The sequence below is a fragment of the Thalassospira sp. ABL2_045 genome (assembly GCF_056161285.1).
In genome coordinates this window covers 233,946-252,344 of sequence record NZ_JBSWYV010000005.1, presented here as the reverse complement: position 1 = coordinate 252,344, position 18,399 = coordinate 233,946, and the positions used below count along the sequence as shown (strand labels likewise).

Annotated in this window: 19 protein-coding genes; 17 read left to right on the top strand and 2 right to left on the bottom strand. The window is 49.7% G+C overall.

Translation table 11 applies throughout. The features are described from left to right. Positions 1-1,289 (top strand): RHS repeat-associated core domain-containing protein (locus ACXAIA_RS10270; protein WP_475349244.1); only part of this gene is annotated, 1,289 nt, incomplete at its 5' end. Further along, entirely contained in the window at positions 1,279-1,905 is a 627-nt protein-coding gene (locus ACXAIA_RS10265; RefSeq protein WP_475349243.1) for a hypothetical protein, read from the top strand. The genes ACXAIA_RS10270 and ACXAIA_RS10265, both read left to right, overlap by 11 nt. Positions 1,906-2,108: 203 nt before the next feature. Here the strand turns inward: ACXAIA_RS10265 and ACXAIA_RS10260 are convergent, their stop codons facing one another. After that, positions 2,109-2,897, bottom strand: a complete 789-nt coding sequence (locus ACXAIA_RS10260; RefSeq protein WP_475349242.1) for a hypothetical protein — start codon at positions 2,895-2,897, stop codon at positions 2,109-2,111. 37 nt (positions 2,898-2,934) lie between these two features. Here ACXAIA_RS10260 and ACXAIA_RS10255 point away from each other — a divergent pair, with 37 nt between their 5' ends. Genes ACXAIA_RS10255 through ACXAIA_RS10210 form a run of 10 tightly spaced genes read left to right on the top strand, consistent with a single transcriptional unit; the run spans position 2,935 to position 10,953 of the window. Next, positions 2,935-3,789: a prepilin peptidase gene (locus tag ACXAIA_RS10255; protein ID WP_475349241.1), complete on the top strand. Its 855-nt coding sequence runs from the start codon at positions 2,935-2,937 to the stop codon at positions 3,787-3,789. Positions 3,790-3,814: 25 nt separating this feature from the next. Beyond that, entirely contained in the window at positions 3,815-5,524 is a 1,710-nt protein-coding gene (locus ACXAIA_RS10250) for a GspE/PulE family protein (RefSeq protein ID WP_475349240.1), read from the top strand. A 14-nt stretch (positions 5,525-5,538) separates the two neighbouring features. Beyond that, a complete protein-coding gene (locus ACXAIA_RS10245; protein WP_475349239.1) occupies positions 5,539-6,753 on the top strand; it encodes a type II secretion system F family protein in 1,215 nt (404 codons plus the stop codon). Next, complete coding sequence (gspG, locus tag ACXAIA_RS10240; protein WP_475349238.1) at positions 6,753-7,217, top strand: type II secretion system major pseudopilin GspG; 465 nt, start codon at positions 6,753-6,755, stop codon at positions 7,215-7,217. Before ACXAIA_RS10245 ends, gspG begins: the two co-directional genes overlap by 1 nt. Next, the gene (locus ACXAIA_RS10235; RefSeq protein WP_475349237.1) at positions 7,217-7,684 is read left to right on the top strand and encodes a GspH/FimT family pseudopilin; all 468 of its coding nucleotides are present in this window, start codon (positions 7,217-7,219) and stop codon (positions 7,682-7,684) included. The genes gspG and ACXAIA_RS10235 overlap by 1 nt, the downstream gene beginning before the upstream one ends. Positions 7,685-7,687: 3 nt before the next feature. After that, positions 7,688-8,095: a type IV pilus modification PilV family protein gene (locus ACXAIA_RS10230; protein ID WP_475349236.1), complete on the top strand. Its 408-nt coding sequence runs from the start codon at positions 7,688-7,690 to the stop codon at positions 8,093-8,095. Further along, a complete protein-coding gene (locus tag ACXAIA_RS10225; RefSeq protein ID WP_475349235.1) occupies positions 8,095-8,733 on the top strand; it encodes a type II secretion system protein GspJ in 639 nt (212 codons plus the stop codon). The genes ACXAIA_RS10230 and ACXAIA_RS10225 overlap by 1 nt, the downstream gene beginning before the upstream one ends. Positions 8,734-8,757: 24 nt before the next feature. Further along, positions 8,758-9,843, top strand: coding sequence for a PilN domain-containing protein (locus ACXAIA_RS10220; RefSeq protein ID WP_475349234.1), 1,086 nt, complete (start codon positions 8,758-8,760; stop codon positions 9,841-9,843). Beyond that, positions 9,840-10,442, top strand: a complete 603-nt coding sequence (gspM, locus tag ACXAIA_RS10215) for a type II secretion system protein GspM (protein WP_475349233.1) — start codon at positions 9,840-9,842, stop codon at positions 10,440-10,442. Before ACXAIA_RS10220 ends, gspM begins: the two co-directional genes overlap by 4 nt. Further along, the gene (locus tag ACXAIA_RS10210) at positions 10,432-10,953 is read left to right on the top strand and encodes a hypothetical protein (protein WP_475349232.1); all 522 of its coding nucleotides are present in this window, start codon (positions 10,432-10,434) and stop codon (positions 10,951-10,953) included. The genes gspM and ACXAIA_RS10210 overlap by 11 nt, the downstream gene beginning before the upstream one ends. A 301-nt stretch (positions 10,954-11,254) precedes the next feature. On the opposite strand, the gene ACXAIA_RS10205 is transcribed toward ACXAIA_RS10210, so the two are convergent. Beyond that, a complete protein-coding gene (locus tag ACXAIA_RS10205; RefSeq protein WP_475349231.1) occupies positions 11,255-11,662 on the bottom strand; it encodes a lasso peptide biosynthesis B2 protein in 408 nt (135 codons plus the stop codon). A 931-nt stretch (positions 11,663-12,593) separates the two neighbouring features. Between ACXAIA_RS10205 and ACXAIA_RS10200 the strand changes: the two genes are divergently transcribed. The 5 genes from ACXAIA_RS10200 to ACXAIA_RS10180 all read left to right on the top strand — a co-directional run bounded on the left by ACXAIA_RS10200 (position 12,594) and on the right by ACXAIA_RS10180 (position 18,395). After that, entirely contained in the window at positions 12,594-14,522 is a 1,929-nt protein-coding gene (locus tag ACXAIA_RS10200; protein ID WP_475349230.1) for an asparagine synthase-related protein, read from the top strand. Positions 14,523-14,555: 33 nt separating this feature from the next. After that, on the top strand, positions 14,556-15,491 hold the full coding sequence (locus ACXAIA_RS10195) for a hypothetical protein (protein WP_475349229.1): 936 nt from the start codon (positions 14,556-14,558) through the stop codon (positions 15,489-15,491). 28 nt (positions 15,492-15,519) lie between these two features. After that, the gene (locus ACXAIA_RS10190; protein WP_475349228.1) at positions 15,520-16,479 is read left to right on the top strand and encodes a hypothetical protein; all 960 of its coding nucleotides are present in this window, start codon (positions 15,520-15,522) and stop codon (positions 16,477-16,479) included. Next, on the top strand, positions 16,469-17,332 hold the full coding sequence (locus ACXAIA_RS10185; protein ID WP_475349227.1) for a 2OG-Fe(II) oxygenase: 864 nt from the start codon (positions 16,469-16,471) through the stop codon (positions 17,330-17,332). The genes ACXAIA_RS10190 and ACXAIA_RS10185 overlap by 11 nt, the downstream gene beginning before the upstream one ends. Positions 17,333-17,657: 325 nt before the next feature. After that, on the top strand, positions 17,658-18,395 hold the full coding sequence (locus ACXAIA_RS10180) for a 2OG-Fe(II) oxygenase (RefSeq protein ID WP_475349226.1): 738 nt from the start codon (positions 17,658-17,660) through the stop codon (positions 18,393-18,395). Positions 18,396-18,399: the final 4 nt, after the last annotated feature.

The window sequence follows — 18,399 nt, the reverse complement described above, 5'->3', positions numbered from 1 at the left end:
CCAAGGAAGTGGCCTATGTCGGGAGCTACTATGAGCGCCGGACAGTGGTGGATGGCAATGGTGATACGGCGGGTGTGGATACGCATCTGCACTATATCCGTGCCGATGATGCCAGCCTGGCTCTTCACAAGATCGAGATTGCGCAAGATACAACGCAAACCGAAAAGACGGTTTGGTATTCACTTGATCATATCGGATCGGTGGTTCTGACCACGGATGTGACGGGAACTGTCAGTGAGGCCATGTCCTATGATGCTCATGGTGCACGCCGTGAGGCGAGCTGGGAAGCCGCACTTCTACCCATCCGTCCGGTCGATACACCACGCGGCTTTACCGGGCACGAGCAACTTGATGCGGTTGGCATCATTCACATGAATGGCCGTATCTATGATCCGGAACTGGGCCGTATGCTTAGTCCCGATCCGAACGTGCCAGAGCCTAATCTCACCCAAGACTTCAACCGTTACGCTTATGTCCGGAACAATCCGCTTTCTTTTACCGATCCGACAGGGTTTGCGCTTTTTGATGATAAGGGGGGGGTCGTAGAATTTGCGGATGGTTCAACAGGCCCAGGATATCAAGGCGGCTCAGACCATAATTATGATGGCCGAAGCACGTGGGATAAGTTCAAGGACTTTGTTTTTGGAAACCCGATTGATCAGATGGAAGCTAAAAGGCAGGCGCGAATAAGAACTGCGGTAAATTCTTATTTGCGCAATGTTTCGCATATAGCGACTGCAAATCACCGGATTAGAATCGCGGCTACTGTAGGTGCAAGAAGCAAATGGATGGGGGCAAAGCAGCGTGCCCTTGCTGAAATTGAGTCCCTCGACTTGTTCACTAAGGAAGATGTTGATGAGTTTGAGCGGCATCTTGGAATGCGCGAAGCTGCTTCAGTCGCAGTTATGGCGCTGTCGCTTCGTAATGTGAAAGGGCCGTTAGCGAGCAGTACGAAAGTTGCGGCGGCGGAAGCGCAAGCTGCATTCAAGAGCAGCGTCGGTAGTAAACCAGCAAACTTAAGTCCGCAAGGAGCCGGAAGGCGCGGGGCTTTTCGTGAGGCAAAGCGAAGTGTTGGAATACCTGTCAGTCAACAACCGAGTAAAGTAAGTGTGAACAAAGATCGTCGTGGTATTGTACAGCTAGGAAAAAGTTATGAGTTTGAGGTGAAAGGTACTGGACGGACTAAGGTTATCCGTGACGACGCCGGAGGCCATAACTTCGGGCCGGGCAACTCACAGAATCGTGGACCACATTTCAATAACGAGAAGGGCGATCATTTTGACTACTAACATTAGAACGATATTTGCCCCAAACGTGCGTATTGTAAATGACGTGTACAACCTCGGATGGGGCTCTGCGGAAACTAGAATAGCTGGTAAGGCATGGCTTCTACCCCGTGCTCCGAAACCGGCTGAATTATTATTTTTGTTCAAAGACATTGTTGCTGAATTAAATAGGCCAGACCTCTGTGGGATCCCTGTGTTGATTTCTGGCCATTCAACATGGGTTCCAGCGACACGGGTTAACGAACATAAGAAGTATTTTAAGGGCCTTAATGGTCGATTTAAAAGATGGGCTAATCGTGATGATGCGATGGAAGTGACAGTTCATCAGGATGGCAAGTTACGATACTTTGCAGGCGTAGGGTTACGTCATGAAGACTTGCGGAATGCATTGGAGTTGTTGGAGCAAGATCAGATGGCTGGGGTTGTTTTTGGCTGTAACCAACAGAGCTTATCTACACTGCTGATGGCTGGCTGGGAGAGCGTGTATCCTGTAGACGAAGAGTTGCTTGAGAGAGTCTGTGATGTGGGTGCAATTCTGCTGAAGAAAGTTGGTAGGTTTGATGAACAAGAGATTGGTTTCATTGCCCTCGGAAGTCTTGATGCATTAAATAGAAAATGATCAATATTTCTTCAAAATGTTGATCGGTTAACGTTTTAGAAAAAGTGGTGAATTACTTCCGAATAGACATTGTGGTTCAGGGAGAATGGGGCGGACGTGTATTTAGTAGCTGATTGGTTCCTGGTGCAATGATACTGCGATTATGGAGGCAAATTTATCTATTGATGGGGTGAGATGATAAAAAAAGCCTCCGAACATCCACATCACATCCTAAGAATCTGCAAAGGTGTTTCCTTAGGAGCCGTCAGGGTAATCCGAACATTGATGTCCACAACCATGTTCCCGCTTTGCTGAAGTCGTATTTTCATTTGTATGGCAGATAGAGGTGCGTTTTGGGTCTTGTTGGTGTCACCTAACCTAACAATTCCATTTTGAGTATCAGACGCGGTTACAGAGAGCTTGCCATCGAAGGAAGGTTCGATGGTTTCTTCGTTTTGTCGAGAGTCGTCAATGGGACCCGATGAGGTGGGCGAGAATGGTATGATATGAATGAGACTGTTGACGAGTTCATCATCCATACCGTCAATGGACAGAAGCTGAGCGCGCCTTGATTGATTCTTATTGTCGCTATCGATATTAGCCGACGACGAGACATTATTCACCTGAACGGGACGGCTTGGGATTTGCGAGATGGCGAGGATGTCGTCGGCAATGCTCTTGGCTTCTTCAGCGGAACGCCCATGGGCCTTTATAAGTTCGATCAACAGTGAAGCCGAGAGGTTATGGCTGTTTGTTTGATCGAAACCACTATCGGTTTCGACGGTCATCCGAATATCAAACGCATTCTCTCGCCAAGCATATGCCGTACCATCAGCTTTCCAAAAACCTTTGCCTCTTTCGTCAAGAAACCCGTTGGCCACACGCAGCGCAATGGCGTCAACAGTGGCATTGGCCTGTGCCGTGATGAGCAGATTGTTGCTTTTAGTAAGGTCTGTGCGCACCAACATGGCAAACTGCCCGGCAATGATGCCGATCAGGACAAGACCAAACATCACACTGAGTAAAGCGTAACCACACGAACGACAACCTTTGCGCGATGATGTGGTAAAAGAATCCTCGAAGGTGGTGGTGTTCGGTGCTATGTCGGATGACGTGGGTTTCACGGGTTTACGGTTACCAGAACAAGAGTTTGAGATGGGTCAGATATTAGCGAGCTTCCTGATTGTTATAAGCGTTTTTGTCGGAAGTTTCATTGCTGTTTTGACCTTGCGTTGGCCAAGGGGCGACAAGTTTGTGCTCGGGAGGTCGCGTTGTGATGCGTGTGGCAAAGTTCTTAGAGCACGGGACTTGGTGCCGGTGTTAAGTGCGTTGGTCTTGGGATGGCGCTGTCGTCATTGCGGGGTGGCGTTTGCCAAGCGCGATACGTTGATTGAGCTTGGTGCGTTGGGGGTTGCTATTTGGGCGGTCTCTGGGTTGCCAGATGATTTGATGGTTGTTGGCGTATTGCTTGGGTGGGCTTTGCTGACGCTTGCGATTATTGATGTTGAGAACTTTGTTTTGCCGGACTGGCTTGTGTTGGTTGTTCTGGTTGGCGGGGTATTGGTTGCCTTTCAGTTGTATCCGGAACGGTTGAGCGACATTGCGCTTGGTGCCGGTCTGGGAGCGGGCGGCATGTGGGGCGTTCGTTGGATTTATCACCAATTGCGTGGTCAGGATGGGCTTGGTTTCGGGGATGTCAAGCTGATGGGGGCTGTGGGTGTCTGGGTTGGTTGGCAGGGATTGGGGAGTGTCATCCTGATCGCGGCGATCGCCGGATTGCTTGTCCATGGCGTGCTGGTTTCGAGGGGGCGCAGATCGCATCATCAGGATATGGTGCCGTTTGGCAGTTACTTGGCACTGGCGTGCTGGATCGTGTGGTTACATGGGCCGATTGTTGCCGTGTGAAAACGAAAACAGGTTGGGGGAAGCGGTGCCACTGATTGACGATATTGACGACTTTGAAGCAAAGCTTGGCGAGAAGCTTGTCGGTGCAGGTAAGCTCGATCCGGGGGCCTTGTTGCGGGCGACGTCGGTTCGTCAGGAAACCGATGATGCGTTGCATCGCCTGATGCCAAAGCTTGGTCTTGTATCTGAAGGGGATCTGGCGCAGGCGATGGCTGCGGTGCTTGATCTTGAAGTGTTCGCGCCACGTGATGTGCCAGAAAAGGTGGTGCTTGGCGAACATTTCCGACCTGAGTTTCTGCGCAATGCTGGCGCGTTGATCCTTGGTCAGAATGAAGAATTTGTGTCGGTTGCGCTTTCAGATCCGCTCAATGAGTTTGTTCTGCAGGCGGTTGAAAATCTTTCGGGTAAAACGGTTAAAGTTCTTATTGCTGTTCCAGCCGAGCTTGAGCAGGCGATTTTGCGTGTTCATGGAACGGCGGAAGAAGCTTCGGCGATTGCGACGGTCGGGATGGAGGACGGTCTTGATCTTGCGGCCGATGTTGCACGCCTGCGCGATTTGGCGAGTGGTGCGCCGGTTATTCGCTTGGTGGGGCAGATGATCGCCCGTGCGGTCGAGATGCGAGCGTCTGACATTCATATTGAGCCGTTTGAAAATGCGCTTCGGGTGCGGTTTCGACTGGATGGCAGCCTGCGCGAGGTGATGAGCCCGCCGCTTTCGATGCATGCGGCTTTGGTTTCACGTATCAAGATTATGGCCAACCTGGATATTGCAGAGCGACGGTTGCCCCAAGATGGTCGGGTAAATACCAGTGTGCGTGGGGCACCGGTGGATTTACGTGTTTCGATTGTGCCTGGGCTTGGTGGTGAAACAGTTGTGTTGAGGGTACTTGATCGCAGTGCGGTACGGTTATCGTTTGACGCGCTTGGTATTTCGGCTGAGCACCAGTCAAAGCTTGACCAATTGTTTACCCAGCCGCATGGCATTATGCTTGTTACCGGCCCAACCGGCAGTGGTAAGACGACCTCGCTTTATGCGGCACTTTCCAAACTGAACAGATCAGATGTCAAGATTTTGACGGCTGAAGACCCGATCGAGTATCAGCTTTCGGGGATCAATCAGGTGCAAGTGAAGCCGGCTATTGGCCTTACATTCCCACATATCTTGCGATCTTTCCTGCGTCAGGATCCCGATATTCTAATGGTTGGGGAAATTCGCGACGGGGAGACAGCCGAGATTGCGGTGCAAGCGGCCTTAACCGGGCATTTGGTGCTTTCGACACTTCATACCAATGACGCGGCGAGCTCAATCGTGCGTCTGACAGATATGGGTATTGATAATTATCTGGTTAGTTCGACCTTGATTGGGGTTGTTGCGCAGCGTCTTGTGCGGAAGCTTTGTGAAACGTGCAAAGAACCCGTGGCATTGGGGCCGGAGATGACCGCGCATTTTGGCCTTAGTGAATTGACGGATGGGGAAAGGCTTCCGGGGCATGTGTATAAAGCCTGTGGCTGTGAAAGCTGTGGTCAAACAGGATACCGTGGTCGAACAGCATTACTTGAGATTCTTGAGATGAGTGATGAGATCGGTCGCCTTGTTTTGAAAAACGTCGCAGTCAGTGAGCTGCGCAGGGCTGCGATCGATGGCGGCATGACGACGCTTTATGCCGATGGAATGCGCCGCGTGCTGGGCGGTGATACGACCATTGAAGAAGTCTTGCGGGTTGCCAAGCGCTAAGCGGGAAGCAGATCATGCCACAGTTCAAATTCACCGCCATTGATGAGAATGGCAAACGCACTGAGGGGCGGCAAAGCGCAGAGAATGGTGAGGCCCTGGCGCAACTGTTGCGTAAACGTCGTTTGGTGCCAATCAGCATAGAAGAAAACAAGCGTAGGGGTTTGTTTGGTGGACTTGAACTGCATAGCGCCAAGCGTCTAAGGGACAGGGATCTGGTTCTGTTTATGCGGAACTTGGCGACTTACATCGATGCCGCACTTCCGCTCGATAAAGCGCTGACGATGATTTCTGACATCAAAGGAAACAGTGCCATATCAGATTTGGCGAAGCGTGTGCTATCGCATATAAATGATGGTGGTACATTATCAGGCGGGCTGGCCGCGGAAGGCAATCTGTTTCAGCCGCAATATGTCGCATTGATTCAGGCTGGTGAAGCGGGCGGGAAGCTGAAATCCGCTATGGCGGATGTAGCAGATCAGATGGAACGGTCAATGGCGCTCCGGCAGAAGCTTGGTAGTGCTCTGCAGTATCCAGCACTTGTTCTTTTGGTCGCGGCTGCCACGATTGCATTACTGATGTCTGTGGTGTTGCCGCAATTTGCACCGATTTTTGAAGAAGCCGGTGACAATATCCCGCCCTTAACCGCAGCAATGCTATCAATTTCAGAATTCATGCAAACGTATGGTTGGTTGCTGCTGCTGAGCGCCTTGCTGCTCGTACTGTTAATTGTGCGGGATGTCCGTTCGGAAATTGGGCGAGAAAAGTGGGACAGATGGTTGCTTGGAATTCCCGTATTAAGCGAGATGGTTCGTAAGGCGGATGCCGTCAGGTTTTGTCGCACTTTTGGCGTGCTTTTGAGCTCCGGTGTTTCCACGCTTAGAGCGTATGATTTGTCATTGGCTACGGTTTCCAACCGGCATTTGGCGCGAAAGATGGCGCCGATACGTTCAAAGATCGAGCGCGGCGAGGGTATCGCGATACCTGTTGCGTCAGCTGGCGTTTTTCCAGAAATCGTTGGCCAGATGACACAAGCTGGCGAACAAAGTGGAAAGATACAATCAATGCTTGTAAAAGTATCCGAGATTCAGGAAAACGAACTGGGTCGGCAGATTGATCAGTTCATGAAGATGCTTGTACCAGCGATTACGATTGTTCTTGGCGTGGTGGTTGCCTTGATATGCGGGTCTATTCTTAGCGCTATTCTTAGTATCTATGACATTCCAATGTAATGAGTTTTGAGTTTATGCATTCAAGTAATCAGAAGAGATTTGCAGATCGTAGAGCTCGAACGCAGGCTGGCTATACACTGATTGAGTTGCTGGTTGTGCTTGTCATTCTTGGCGGGATTATAGCGATTGCTGCGCCACAGGTTTTCAAATATCTCGATAGCGCCAAGGCAGATACTGCAAAGATCCAGATCAGCCGATTGTCAGGTGTGCTCGACCTTTATCGGCTTGATGTTGGTCGTTACCCCAATACATCAGAAGGGTTGAATGCGCTGATCGAATCGCCGCAATCCTCGGGCCGATGGAATGGGCCTTATTTGAAAAAGGACGATGCGCTTACGGATCCTTGGGGGAACAAATATCAGTATCGCATTCCGGGAAGTCATGGTGAATTTGATATCTATTCGCTCGGGGCCGACGGGCAAGAAGGTGGTGACGGTATCAACGCAGACCTTGGAAGCTGGTAGTGCTTGATCGGTCCGAAAGCGGGTTCACACTGCTCGAGTTGATGGTTGTTTTTGCCGTCGTTGGACTGATCCTGTCTTTTGCGCCAATTAACTGGTCAGCGATGATCGGCGGGCGAGCGCTGAACGACGAAATTGCGAATGTTGAGCGCCTACTTGAAGATACGAGAATGAGTGCGATCTTGAGTGGTAGCGAGAAGCGCTTCGTCCTTGATGCATTAACCGGGAACTGTCGCGCGAAAGTCGGGGCTGATGAAGACGGTCCGAGTGAGCATTGCTTTAGCGAACAGAGCGAAATTTCGCTTCTTTCAGCAAGGCAGGAACAGGTGGGGGATGCTTCCTCGGCTATTCGGTTTTTTCCCGATGGTAGCTCAACCGGTGGCCGCATCGTTGCGCAAAGAGACGGAAAACGAGTGGAAGTCAAAGTTGATTGGCTTACTGGTGATGTAACTATGGTCGAGCAGGATTGATCTATGGTTCTGCTTTTCAAGTTGCAACTGAGCTTCTGTCGCGGTTCGTGTGGGTTTACCCTACTTGAAAGCTTGATTGCGATTACCATCCTCGCCCTGGCACTTGTGCCGATTTACGGTAGGTTTTCAGATGGTGTTGTTGCCGTGCAACGAAGTGATCAGATGTCTTATGGTGTGCTTTATGCTCAGTCCTATTTGGCTTCTGTTGGAAGTCTATATCGTTTGGAAAACGGGCAGCACACCATCACTGAGAAAGATGGATTTGAGATCAATATTCTGATTAGTGAAGGAGACTCCTTAAGCCAAAGCAAAGCGAATAACCGCTTTGCATTATACGAGGTAGAGGTTGTTGTTCGGCACCACGGCCGCCAAATCGCCGAATTGCGAACGCTCAAGGCTAAGGTTCCATAATGAAGTGCCGCTCCCACGTAAAACAGGCAGGATTTACGCTTGTCGAGCTCTTGATAGTACTCGTGGTTGCGGGGGCTATATTTGCAGCGGTCTTCGGTGGATTGCGTTTCGGGGGGCGGATATGGGATGTCAGTCACAAAAAGATTGAAGAACGCTCGGATGTCGTAATGGTGCAACAGTTGGTTCGACGGCTTCTATCCGATATGGTTCCGGCCTCTGAGTTGAACCAGTTCGATGATCACGAGGTCGGAAATTCCCCTGTGATTGGGAGTTCGACCAACCTGAGATTGTTCTCGGCCTATCCGCGGGGACTTTCGAATGGATTGGCAAATGAGTTTGTGCTCCACCTTGACGGAAATCAGTTGATCCTTGACTGGTGGGCTCTTGACCTCATGGGGCAGCGGCAAGCTAATGATCAACAATATGAAAGAAGAGTTCTTCTCGACGGTGTTAGCTCGCTGAACTTTCGCTATCTTGCTTATCGTTCGGGGAGCCGCGAGTGGGGGGGCGCATGGCAGGGGCAAGGTGGACTACCTGACCTGGTGGAAATGACAATCGAATTTGAAGGTCATCAGAATGTCGATTGGCCAAAGTTCATGGCGGAACCCAGATGGCGCAATGAAACCCGGTTTTACTGACGTGAAGTATTGGAGCGAAAAAAATTGATCGCTGATCGCTGGTTGGACAAGGTCTCACAGGGTGTGCACTGGTGGTGGGATGGTGTGATTGGTTGCATTCCTAACCAAGTAGCCCGGTATTTTGCAGAATGCCAAGAAACACTATGGCTCAATATATCCAATAAAGAGCCCAGCATATCTTACCGTTTTGCGGGCTTAGAAGGCTGTGCTGACGATCTTACGAAACTTCAGGAAATACTCGGTTCCAAAGCGCGTCGGCAAAGTGAATATGAGCTTTTAGTCGAGGTTGATCGTGAAGAAGTCTTCAGCCGAACTGTCGAAGTTCCTGCTGCAGAGGTTAACCAGCTAGACACCTACATTAACCGGCATTTCTCTGAGATTTGTCCTTACGAGCCCAGCACCGTAGTGTTTCAGAGCGCGATACGTTCTGCCAACATCGAATCAGGTTCAGTACAGGTTGATGTCGCCTTTATCTTCAAAGATTTTGTAAAGCGTTGCAGGCAAGTGCAGCTGGCAGAGGTGCCGCCGCAAGAAGGTGCTATCTATACGCAAAATGACGGCAACAGAATTTGGCTGCACCGTTGGAAGGCGAAATCGAGTGCATCCGCTATTCGAAATGCCATCATCGTGATCGCTTTATTGCTAGCTATTCTCTTACCAGCAGTAGCTCTCAAATATGTTCAGTCGCAATTGAATGCACAGTACCTTACTCTTTCAAATGAGCAGCAACGAATAAAGACTGAGATGAACGAATATTTGGTGCTTTTGGAAAGTGCTGACAAGCTGGAAGTGGAAGAACGTGCTCTTGCAAAAATTCAGCGACGCTCTCAAGCTATTCGTGCCGTGCTTGATAACGTTGCAGATGTGCTGCCCACTTCAAGCTGGCTACAAAAACTCGAGCTGACTGGTGATGACCTCCAAATATCTGGGTATGGTGTTGCGACTGCAAAGTTGCCCCAAATACTCGAACAGTCGAAATCCTTCCACTCGGTTCAATTGTCAGCGCCCATAGTCCCGGATCCGATAACCGGGAAAGACCGCTTTTCAATTCAGATGAAAGTCGATTGGGAATTGATTTCTGCTCTTCCAACTACGGAGGAGCGGTTTTGAGTTCTGAAGCGGAGCAAAAGAAACCCATTCTACAACGATTGATCGCAGGCTCATTAACGGGCATGTTTGTCGTGTGGAGTGTGCATTGGTTGTATCTGGAGCCAGTCTCTCAGATCATCCATTCGCGAGAGGAAATCTCTGATCTCCAAGCAAATCTTGAGAGCCTTTTTCAGAAAATTTCGGGTCGCTCGAATATTCAGGAATATGTAGATTCCGCTCGTATGCGGCTTGAAGAAACCGATGCTATCCTGCGTGACCCGACGTATTCCTTGGCGGTCTCATCGCTGCAGGTGCTGGTGTCCGATCTTGCAAAACGCCACGGGCTCGTGGTGCGTAGAATGCAGGGTTTGCCAAGATCTACTGGAAACAATGATCGCGTCGAGGTGCGGTTGAGGCTGCAGGCTGTTGCCAAAAATGCGAACATTGCACAGTTCTTAAGTGCAGTTGCCTCGGAAGAACTCTTGATGTCTGTTGATCATCTGGATCTGTCCGTTAGGCGTGCAATGAGGGCGGCTGAAGGCCGGTCTTATATCGAAGACATTTACGTTGATGTCACATTAGAACTCTCTGCATTGTGGAGGGGGCAGCGTGATCTCTAGCTCCAAGCTTCGCATTTTAGTTCCAGCAGTAGTACTGGTTGTTTCAGTGCTAGCATCAACATCTGTAGTCTGGTTTGCGAACGGTATTGACTCATTAAAAACAGAACGTGCTGAAACTTTGCCGCACCAGAGCAGAACTTTTGGACGGGGAAAGGTCCTGTCAAAATTAGACCCGCCGGCTTCGGGAGGAGCGTTTTTGAACAAGCCACTGTTCTTGGCAGAAAGAGATGCGCTTCAGAGACCGGCTGAGCCAGTTTTAATGCCTGAGCGCAAAGAAGAGGAAGCCCCTCCTCCTCAAATAAGATTGCCAGAGCCGTTAGACCTAAAGGTCGTCGGGGTGATTAGTGATAACGGGAAGTTCTTGGGTCTTTTCTTGCCACAATCAGGCGATGATTTAGTGCGTCTGTCTGTCGGTGAGCAGTACCGAGAATGGACTTTGGAAAGCTTTGAGACTGATAGCGTTATCTTTGTTTCTGGTTCGCGTTCGGAAACACTTCACGTAGCAGAATGAGCTGTCTACTGGAGCACTAAAGCCTCTAAGATGAAAATTGTCAGCTTTTCTGTCAATTCTGCAGGTTTTTGTCAGCTTATGTGTCAATCCGTGTCAACTTATGTGGCAATCGGAAATTCTAAGTATTTGATTTTGCTGTATGTCGAATGTCAGCTTTTGTGGCACGTGACAAATACTCATATTATATGAGTATTGCTGCATCGCTTTGAATTTCCCAGAAGAATTACATCAAGAATGCCAACTTAGTTTATCATAATTCGGGGTTGTCACTCTATGGTGAAGGCTGGCAGGGCGCTGCGTGTCACCAAAAACTCGCAAACGCATCAAAGCTTGCCGCCTGCGGATAGCCGGTGACCGGACACTGACCTGCAACAAGCCATGCATGCGTTTCAAACTCTGAAACTGGACAGTCTCGCTTTAGACCATAGAATAGAACAGATGGAATTTTGCGCCATCGCAGCATGCGCTGGCCTACCATGGCCTGGTGGAGGCAAAGGGTTTTGATCGGTAAATGTTGTACGGCCGCGCCAATGGCCCATCTGATTTCCTGTACGGTAAGCTGTTGTTCGGCTATCAGTCTTACCGAGAGATCACGCGCAACTCCTTCTGCCGCAGACCTGCAAACTCCGTGGCGCGGAACGATCCACGAATATGGTAAGGCCGCAATAACCAGCCATGTGACGATCAGCCAGCCGGCAGCCTCCAGCATTAGAAATCTGCGTCGCCCATCCATTTTAATCAGATAGCAAAGTTTGCGCTTTGTAACACTCCACCGCACTTTCTGACCCTTCTATTTACTTATATGAAAGCCAGACATAGCGGACAGCATACTAAGATTTGACTGGGTTGAGTACAAGGAAGGCGTCCGGTACGTGGACCGCAATTCTACGTTTTGCCAAGCATGGGCTGGGCGTATGGCCATCGTGACGCCAGATCATCAACATTCAGCAGTCTCTGAATGCCTGTCGCATTGCCGTGCCGAAGAGATCAAGAATAGTTCGATCCGTCAGTGGTAGCTCCGTCCCCGGCGTTGGCGTGCGGTTTTGAACCCGACAGGCTGACCAGCGTAAAGGAAGGGGCTGAATATGCCCGACGCTTGACCGAAGCAGCAGGGGTTTTCAGGTCAGCCTTTTGGTTGTTTTGGTTGACTTGATCCATATTTTAGCCTCCATAAAGTTTTTAACAGTAAACAAAATATAATAAAATATCGCGTCGATTTTATCTGTATATCAAAGCATGTTTTGGCGCATCAATCATTAAATGATGAATGTCGCAGTATTGAAATCTGTGTTTCAAACAGTTAGGGTCCAAACTCATTCACATAATCGCTCCGGTCTCCCGGATTTGTGCGAATATGCGGAGCAAAATCGCAGGAAGATATACATCTTTCAAGGTTTGGTGACAAAATAGCCCGTGCAAATCCGGGTGATCCGAAGGACACCTGCTATGAGAGAAAGCCTCTGCGTCAAATCCCTTGATCGGGGATCACCCCGCTCTGTGGTTTTTTCCTAGCTTTTTCTCTCATATCAGGTGCCGGATCGATCATGTGAATGCGTTTGAACCCTAGGAGTAATTCGACGGATCAAACCATCAATCAATTAAAGCATAGCAAGGCTCCACAATAAAAATCAGGACTGCAAATGACCGGTGCAATTGCATGCGTTTTGAGGTTTGATGACCGAAATGCAAAAGACGAATGCCTTCGGATGGCATCAAGTCTGGGCCGGTATGGTCCAAAACGTCGTCAGGTTTGGTCAGACGGGACGGTTTCAGTTGCAAAATTGCAGTCCTGTACTTTGCCGGAAGATTTGTTCGAGAAACAGCCTGTCTGCTTGCGCGCAGGAAAATGGTACGGTGTGGCTGCAGCACGCTTGGATGACAGAGCAGGTGTGATCGCCGGGCTTGGTCTGGACACGAAGGCGGCTGCGCGCTTATCAGATTCGGACTTGCTGCTGGTGGCATTGGAAAAATGGGAAGAAGAGGCACCCGCACGTATTCCAGGGCAGTATGGTTTCATTATTTGGGATTCCGAACAGCAGCGCTTGTTGTGCGGTCGAGATGCGCTGGGCCGGGCACCGCTTTATTTCTATCGTTCGGAACGTTTTATTGCTGTTGCGAGCATGCCTGCCGGATTGCTTGCCTTGCCTGATGTGCCTCAAACACTATCGGAGACCTGGATTGCGCATCGTTTAATGGCGGCGGTCCCGACTGGAAGCTGTTTTGAATTTATCGACGAACTTGAGCCTGGTCATTTTCTCATTGCCGAAAAAGGCAACATCAACTGTCGGAAATGGTGGTGTATGCCCGAACGGGGTTCTGTCCAGCCAGACAGTGCAACAGCTTTGAAGGCACAAGGGCGAGAACTGTTCTTTTCTGCTGTTGAGTCCTGTCTGCGTTCGGCGAAACCGATTGCGGCTCAATTAAGCTCAGGATGCGATAGCGGAGCTGTTGCAGCCGCTGCTGCAGTATTGTTGTCTGAACAGGGGCGAAGTGTTGATGCGTATACGGCAACGCCGCACGAAGGCTTTCGTGCGAAGTCAGCCAGTCGGCTATGGGATGAGTCGGAAAAAGCAGCTATCTTGGCTGCGCGACATGACAATATGCGGCACCATGTGATCCGGATTGGACGGCAGAATCCTTTTTCTTATATGGACAGATCTGCTCAGGCATTGCAGCAACCGCATCGGGCGCCTGCCAATAATGTTTGGTTGACCGAATTAGACAATGCAGCCCGGCGTAATCGTTCGGAAGTGATGCTGACGGGGGGCATAGGGAATCTGACGATCAGCTATAGTGGGCTCGCCCGTCTCTCGGAAATGTTGAATTCCCTGGCTGTTCCGAGTTGGCTCCGCGAGGCCTGTTTGCTGTGGCGGCGGCAGAAGATATCCTGGAAGGCAATCGCCTATCACAGCTTTGCTCCGCACACTCCGTGCGGAGCGTGGGAAATCGCCGCCAAGGTCCTTGGCAATGCAAACAAAGCAAAGAGATCTGTTATCACGCCTGAATTTTTTAAGGATATGGTGCGAAGCAACCGGCTGTCGCAGCGTGCGCTGCTGCCTCGCATGCAGCCCTCTATCTTCGGTAATGACAGGCGGTTGGCGGGGTTTGGTCGACTGTCGTTGGGGCTTGATCGTTATGCCGATTATGCGGAAACGGGAATCGAACATCGTGATCCAACTGAAGATCAGCGTTTGGTGGAGTTCACGCTTGGGCTGTCTGAAGAATGGTTTTTGCGTAATGGGCAGACAAAGTTCTTCTTGCGGCTAATCGCGGAAGATTTGCTGCCCGAGCACTGTTTTCACCCTGATACGCCAAGAGGTGGTCAGTCGGCGAACTGGTATGAAGGGCTGACCGATTCACGTGCGAGTTTACGCGAAGAGTTGGAAATATTAGCGCGACATCCCGACGTCGGGCGGTATGTGGACCTTGAGAGTTTGAAGCGATTGGTCGAAGATTGGCCCGAAGATAGATGGGAATCCAAGGAGATTATTCAATTGTATAAGCAGTCATTAATGCGAGGTGTCGGGACCGCTCGCTTTATTCGCCAAATGATCCCATCAAATTATTAGGGGCAGGACCCGAAGTCGATCGAGGGTGTGTTGATGTCCATCACGGGCAGTTTATCATGTGAAAATCCGAGATATATCGTTTTTGACCTGGTGATCAAGAGCGACATATATCTGCCTGAGCTGACGGTTTATGATGGCGGGCGAGAGCCAGATGTCGAGATTTCGATTTCCAGCCTTTATGACATGCCAGATGATGCGAAACGTGTGAAGAAATACATTTGGCACCATGACGATGTGGTGCATATCTCTTGGCCACGGCTCGGCGAGTTTCAGGTCATCGGCGGTCGACATGTGTTGATGGATTTAAAGTCAGGCGTTGAAATGAGCCGTGTACGCACGATGTTGCTGGGCACGGTCATGTCTGTGGTGTTGTATTTAAAACAGATGTTGGTGGTGCATGCGAGTGCCACACTGGTTGGTGATAAGGTTGCCTTCTTTGTGGGGCCATCTGGCGTCGGAAAGTCGACCATGGTTGCCTACTTGCAGACGTATGGTTTTGAGACGATCTGCGATGATTTATGTGTCTTTTGCGTCACCGAGAATGGCCAGGTGATTCTCAAGGAAGGCATCCCCAGAGTGAAGCTTTGGTCCGATAGTTTGGACTTTATCGGCACATCACCGGAAGGCTTATTACAAGACAGCTATCGTCGGGATAAATTTCATGATGTTATTGAAACCATAGGCGATATTGATGTGACCGAAGGGAACCGGTTTTATCTGATCACCCCGGAAGATGAAGGGGATTTCCGCTGTCAACCTCTCGACAAGCTGGCAAGCATGATTGAAATACAGAAAAACCTGTATCAGCCGAAATCAGCGAAGCACTTCCTGGGCCATCAGTTTGCGTTGAATGCGGTTGCCAATTTGCTGCGGAAGAATAGTGTTTTCGAGATTTATCGCCCGACCACCTTTGCCCGAACGACAGAAAAATATCGCAAACTTATCGATATCGTCGGTGCTGCGACGTGACGTGTCATAAAATCAAAAGGCTTGAGCTGTGAGTGCTGCGCAGGACTTCTTTTGGCCAATCAACCTCAAACGTCTCGACGGGAAAGTGGTGGTGTTTGGCTGGATGCGGCCAGACCCGATCCCCTGTCGCGTGAACACGCAGGCGGAGGTGCGGCGGGCACGACAGCGACCGATCAAACGAAGCCTGATTGCGTTGAAAGATGTCATTACAGAGCCGGTGGCCGATCAGGATTTACGTTTTATCTTTCATGCATCGCGTTGTGGTTCCACCTTGGTTAGTCAAATCTTGGATCAAGCGCCGGACAGTTTGAGTTATTCGGAGCATGGGTTTATTTCAAAAGCCCTTTTGATGGATCTGGAGGACGGAAATATGGAGTTTCCAATATTGCGGGCCTGTCTCGACCTGCTGCGTCCCAGTCCGCACTTCCGGAACAAGAAAATTGTGATACGTTTCAGTTCTTGGACCAGCTTGCTGATAAAGCCGATCATAGAGCGTTTTGCGGGGGTGAACTGGTGCTTTATCTATCGTGATCCCTTGGAAATCATGGTGTCCCATCGGCTTTCGCCAGCGGGGTGGTCGAAAAATCCACATGCGGTCACACAGCATGCTGCGCATTTGGTGGATGATCAGGAAGATCCTGTTCGATTTGCGGCAGAAGTGGTGAATGCGTTTTTCACTCAAGCGATTGCGGCTCCGGCGGATCGGAGATGCTTGGTTGACTATAAAAACCTGAAGGCGGACGTCATGGGCCGCCTGTTTCATCACTTTGGATTAGGGCTTACCGATGAGGTTCGCGTCGCAATTGCGCAGATTATGCAGTTCGATGCGAAGCGGCCAGAGGCCGGGCATTTTCAGCAAGATACTGAATTTAAGCAGACAAACGCGACACAGATTGAGCGTGCTGTTACGGTGTCAGACGGTGTCGCGCAGAGCTATGCGGCCTTGTCTGCGATTGTCAATTCGGAAAGGGGGCGGAATGGAAACTGAGTTTATTAAAGGAGAAGGGTTTTCGGCATCCGTCACTTTACATGCTGGGTTGTACCACGCACTGGAGAAGCGCGTGCGGGCGCAACTAAACGCGCAGGGCGAAACGCCAAAACTGTTACGGGATCTCGCCGATGTATTGCGGGCGCAGGGGGAATTAGGCGAGGCGATCGAAGTCTTGGACCGCGCAGCTGCGTTGGACCCATCATGCCCAAAGACACATTACATGTGCGCTGCCCTGCGCGGGGATGTGACAGACCTTAAGTTGCCTGACGAGGCTGTTTCTGTGCCGGTGGCAGTTATTCCAGATGCTTTTCCGCAGAAGGTTTACGAAATGTTGTTTGCCGAGGCAACACGATCAGAAGAAGAATATATCGAAGACAAGGTCGTGATTAACGGTATGGCAACTTGCGACCGTAAATTCAGATATTCATATCGCAAGCAACTTTCGAGGGAATCTGAGGACCTTTATTTAACCCACCTGATGCCATTGTTGGAGAAGACGGTTCCGAAATTAGGGATTGGTTGGCCAACGGCACGACCGCCATCAAAGAAGTTTAGTCTGTGCCGACATGGCGCGTATTTCTTGCCGCACCAGGATCATGGATTCCATGATCGTACTATATCCATCGTATACCATATGCATCAGCTGCCGCGAATGTTTAAGGGCGGTCAGCTTGCTGTGTTTGACACAGACTACGAAACCAAACAGGCGCTGGATAAGTTCACGCTCTATGATTTTCAACCCAACATGTTGGCGATCTTTCCCAGTTGGGCAATGCATGAGGTTTTACCGGTCTCTTTGCCGGATGATGAATTCCAGCGCGGCCGTTTCGCGGTCGTGTCTCATTGCTAACAGCTATGGCAGTAAACTCTGAGCTGTTTTACCCCTTGTTGTCATCTAGCTGCCTTTACTACAGCGCGCTTAACTGAGTGTTGGTGGGAAAAAGGTGGAGCAAGAATTCTTGCCCAATACCGATTGCTTCTACAGCGTGGTTGTGGGCTGTTTGGTTATTTTCTCCCCGAAGCAATGGTGCAGATTAAATGCGACTTACTCTATTGGTTGCACATTCAATTTAATGAAATCATTTCGATCAGAAACTGCGGATTTTAACGTTGCTGGCGTGAGGTGAGGTGGGTATTTTCCACGAGATCAAAATTTATTTTAGTAAGGGTTTTTAATGAGTGTCCAAGCTGGTGATTTGCAGAAAAAATTGCATTGGATAAATCCAAAATATTCACGACAAGATGTAATTGAAATGCATCAACATGAATTTCACCGTAGACCTCAGAAATTTTTGGTCCTTGATGATTTTGTTCAGCCAAATGCATTGAGGTCCATTCGCAAATTGTTACTCGGGGAGGGGCAGTGCGAAGAAATGTTTCGCCGTCATGGCGATAAATCATTCGTAGAAAAAGAAGAATTTTACGATTCACGTGATGAGGATCGGTTTATTCACGAGTTTATGTACCGCAAACCCGTTTCAGGTAAGGAAATGGCACCGTCGGCACTTGAAGATGTCAAAATGCGGGCTCAAATTCAGTCTGAAGCGTTTCATTCATGGCTGCGTCTGCTCACGGGGCGCGATGTGCAACATACAAATGCGATCAATTTAAAACGTCTGGATCACGAACATTTCTTGCGATGGCACAACGATTCATTGAAAGGGCGCGTCTTGTGTATGGTGTTGTATTTGCATGAAGATTGGCAACCTGGCTTTGGTGGTCGATTGCAGTATAAAGACGAGAACAATGACATTCAAAATATTGATCCCTTGTTTAATCGCGTCGTAATTTTTGATTCAAACAAAAACTTCAACCATGCAGTCGAGCCGATGACACCTGCAGCAACCGGTTGGAAACGCTTAAATTACTCTGCCTGGTTCCAAGGCGACAAAACGAAAAATATGGATATCTAAAATA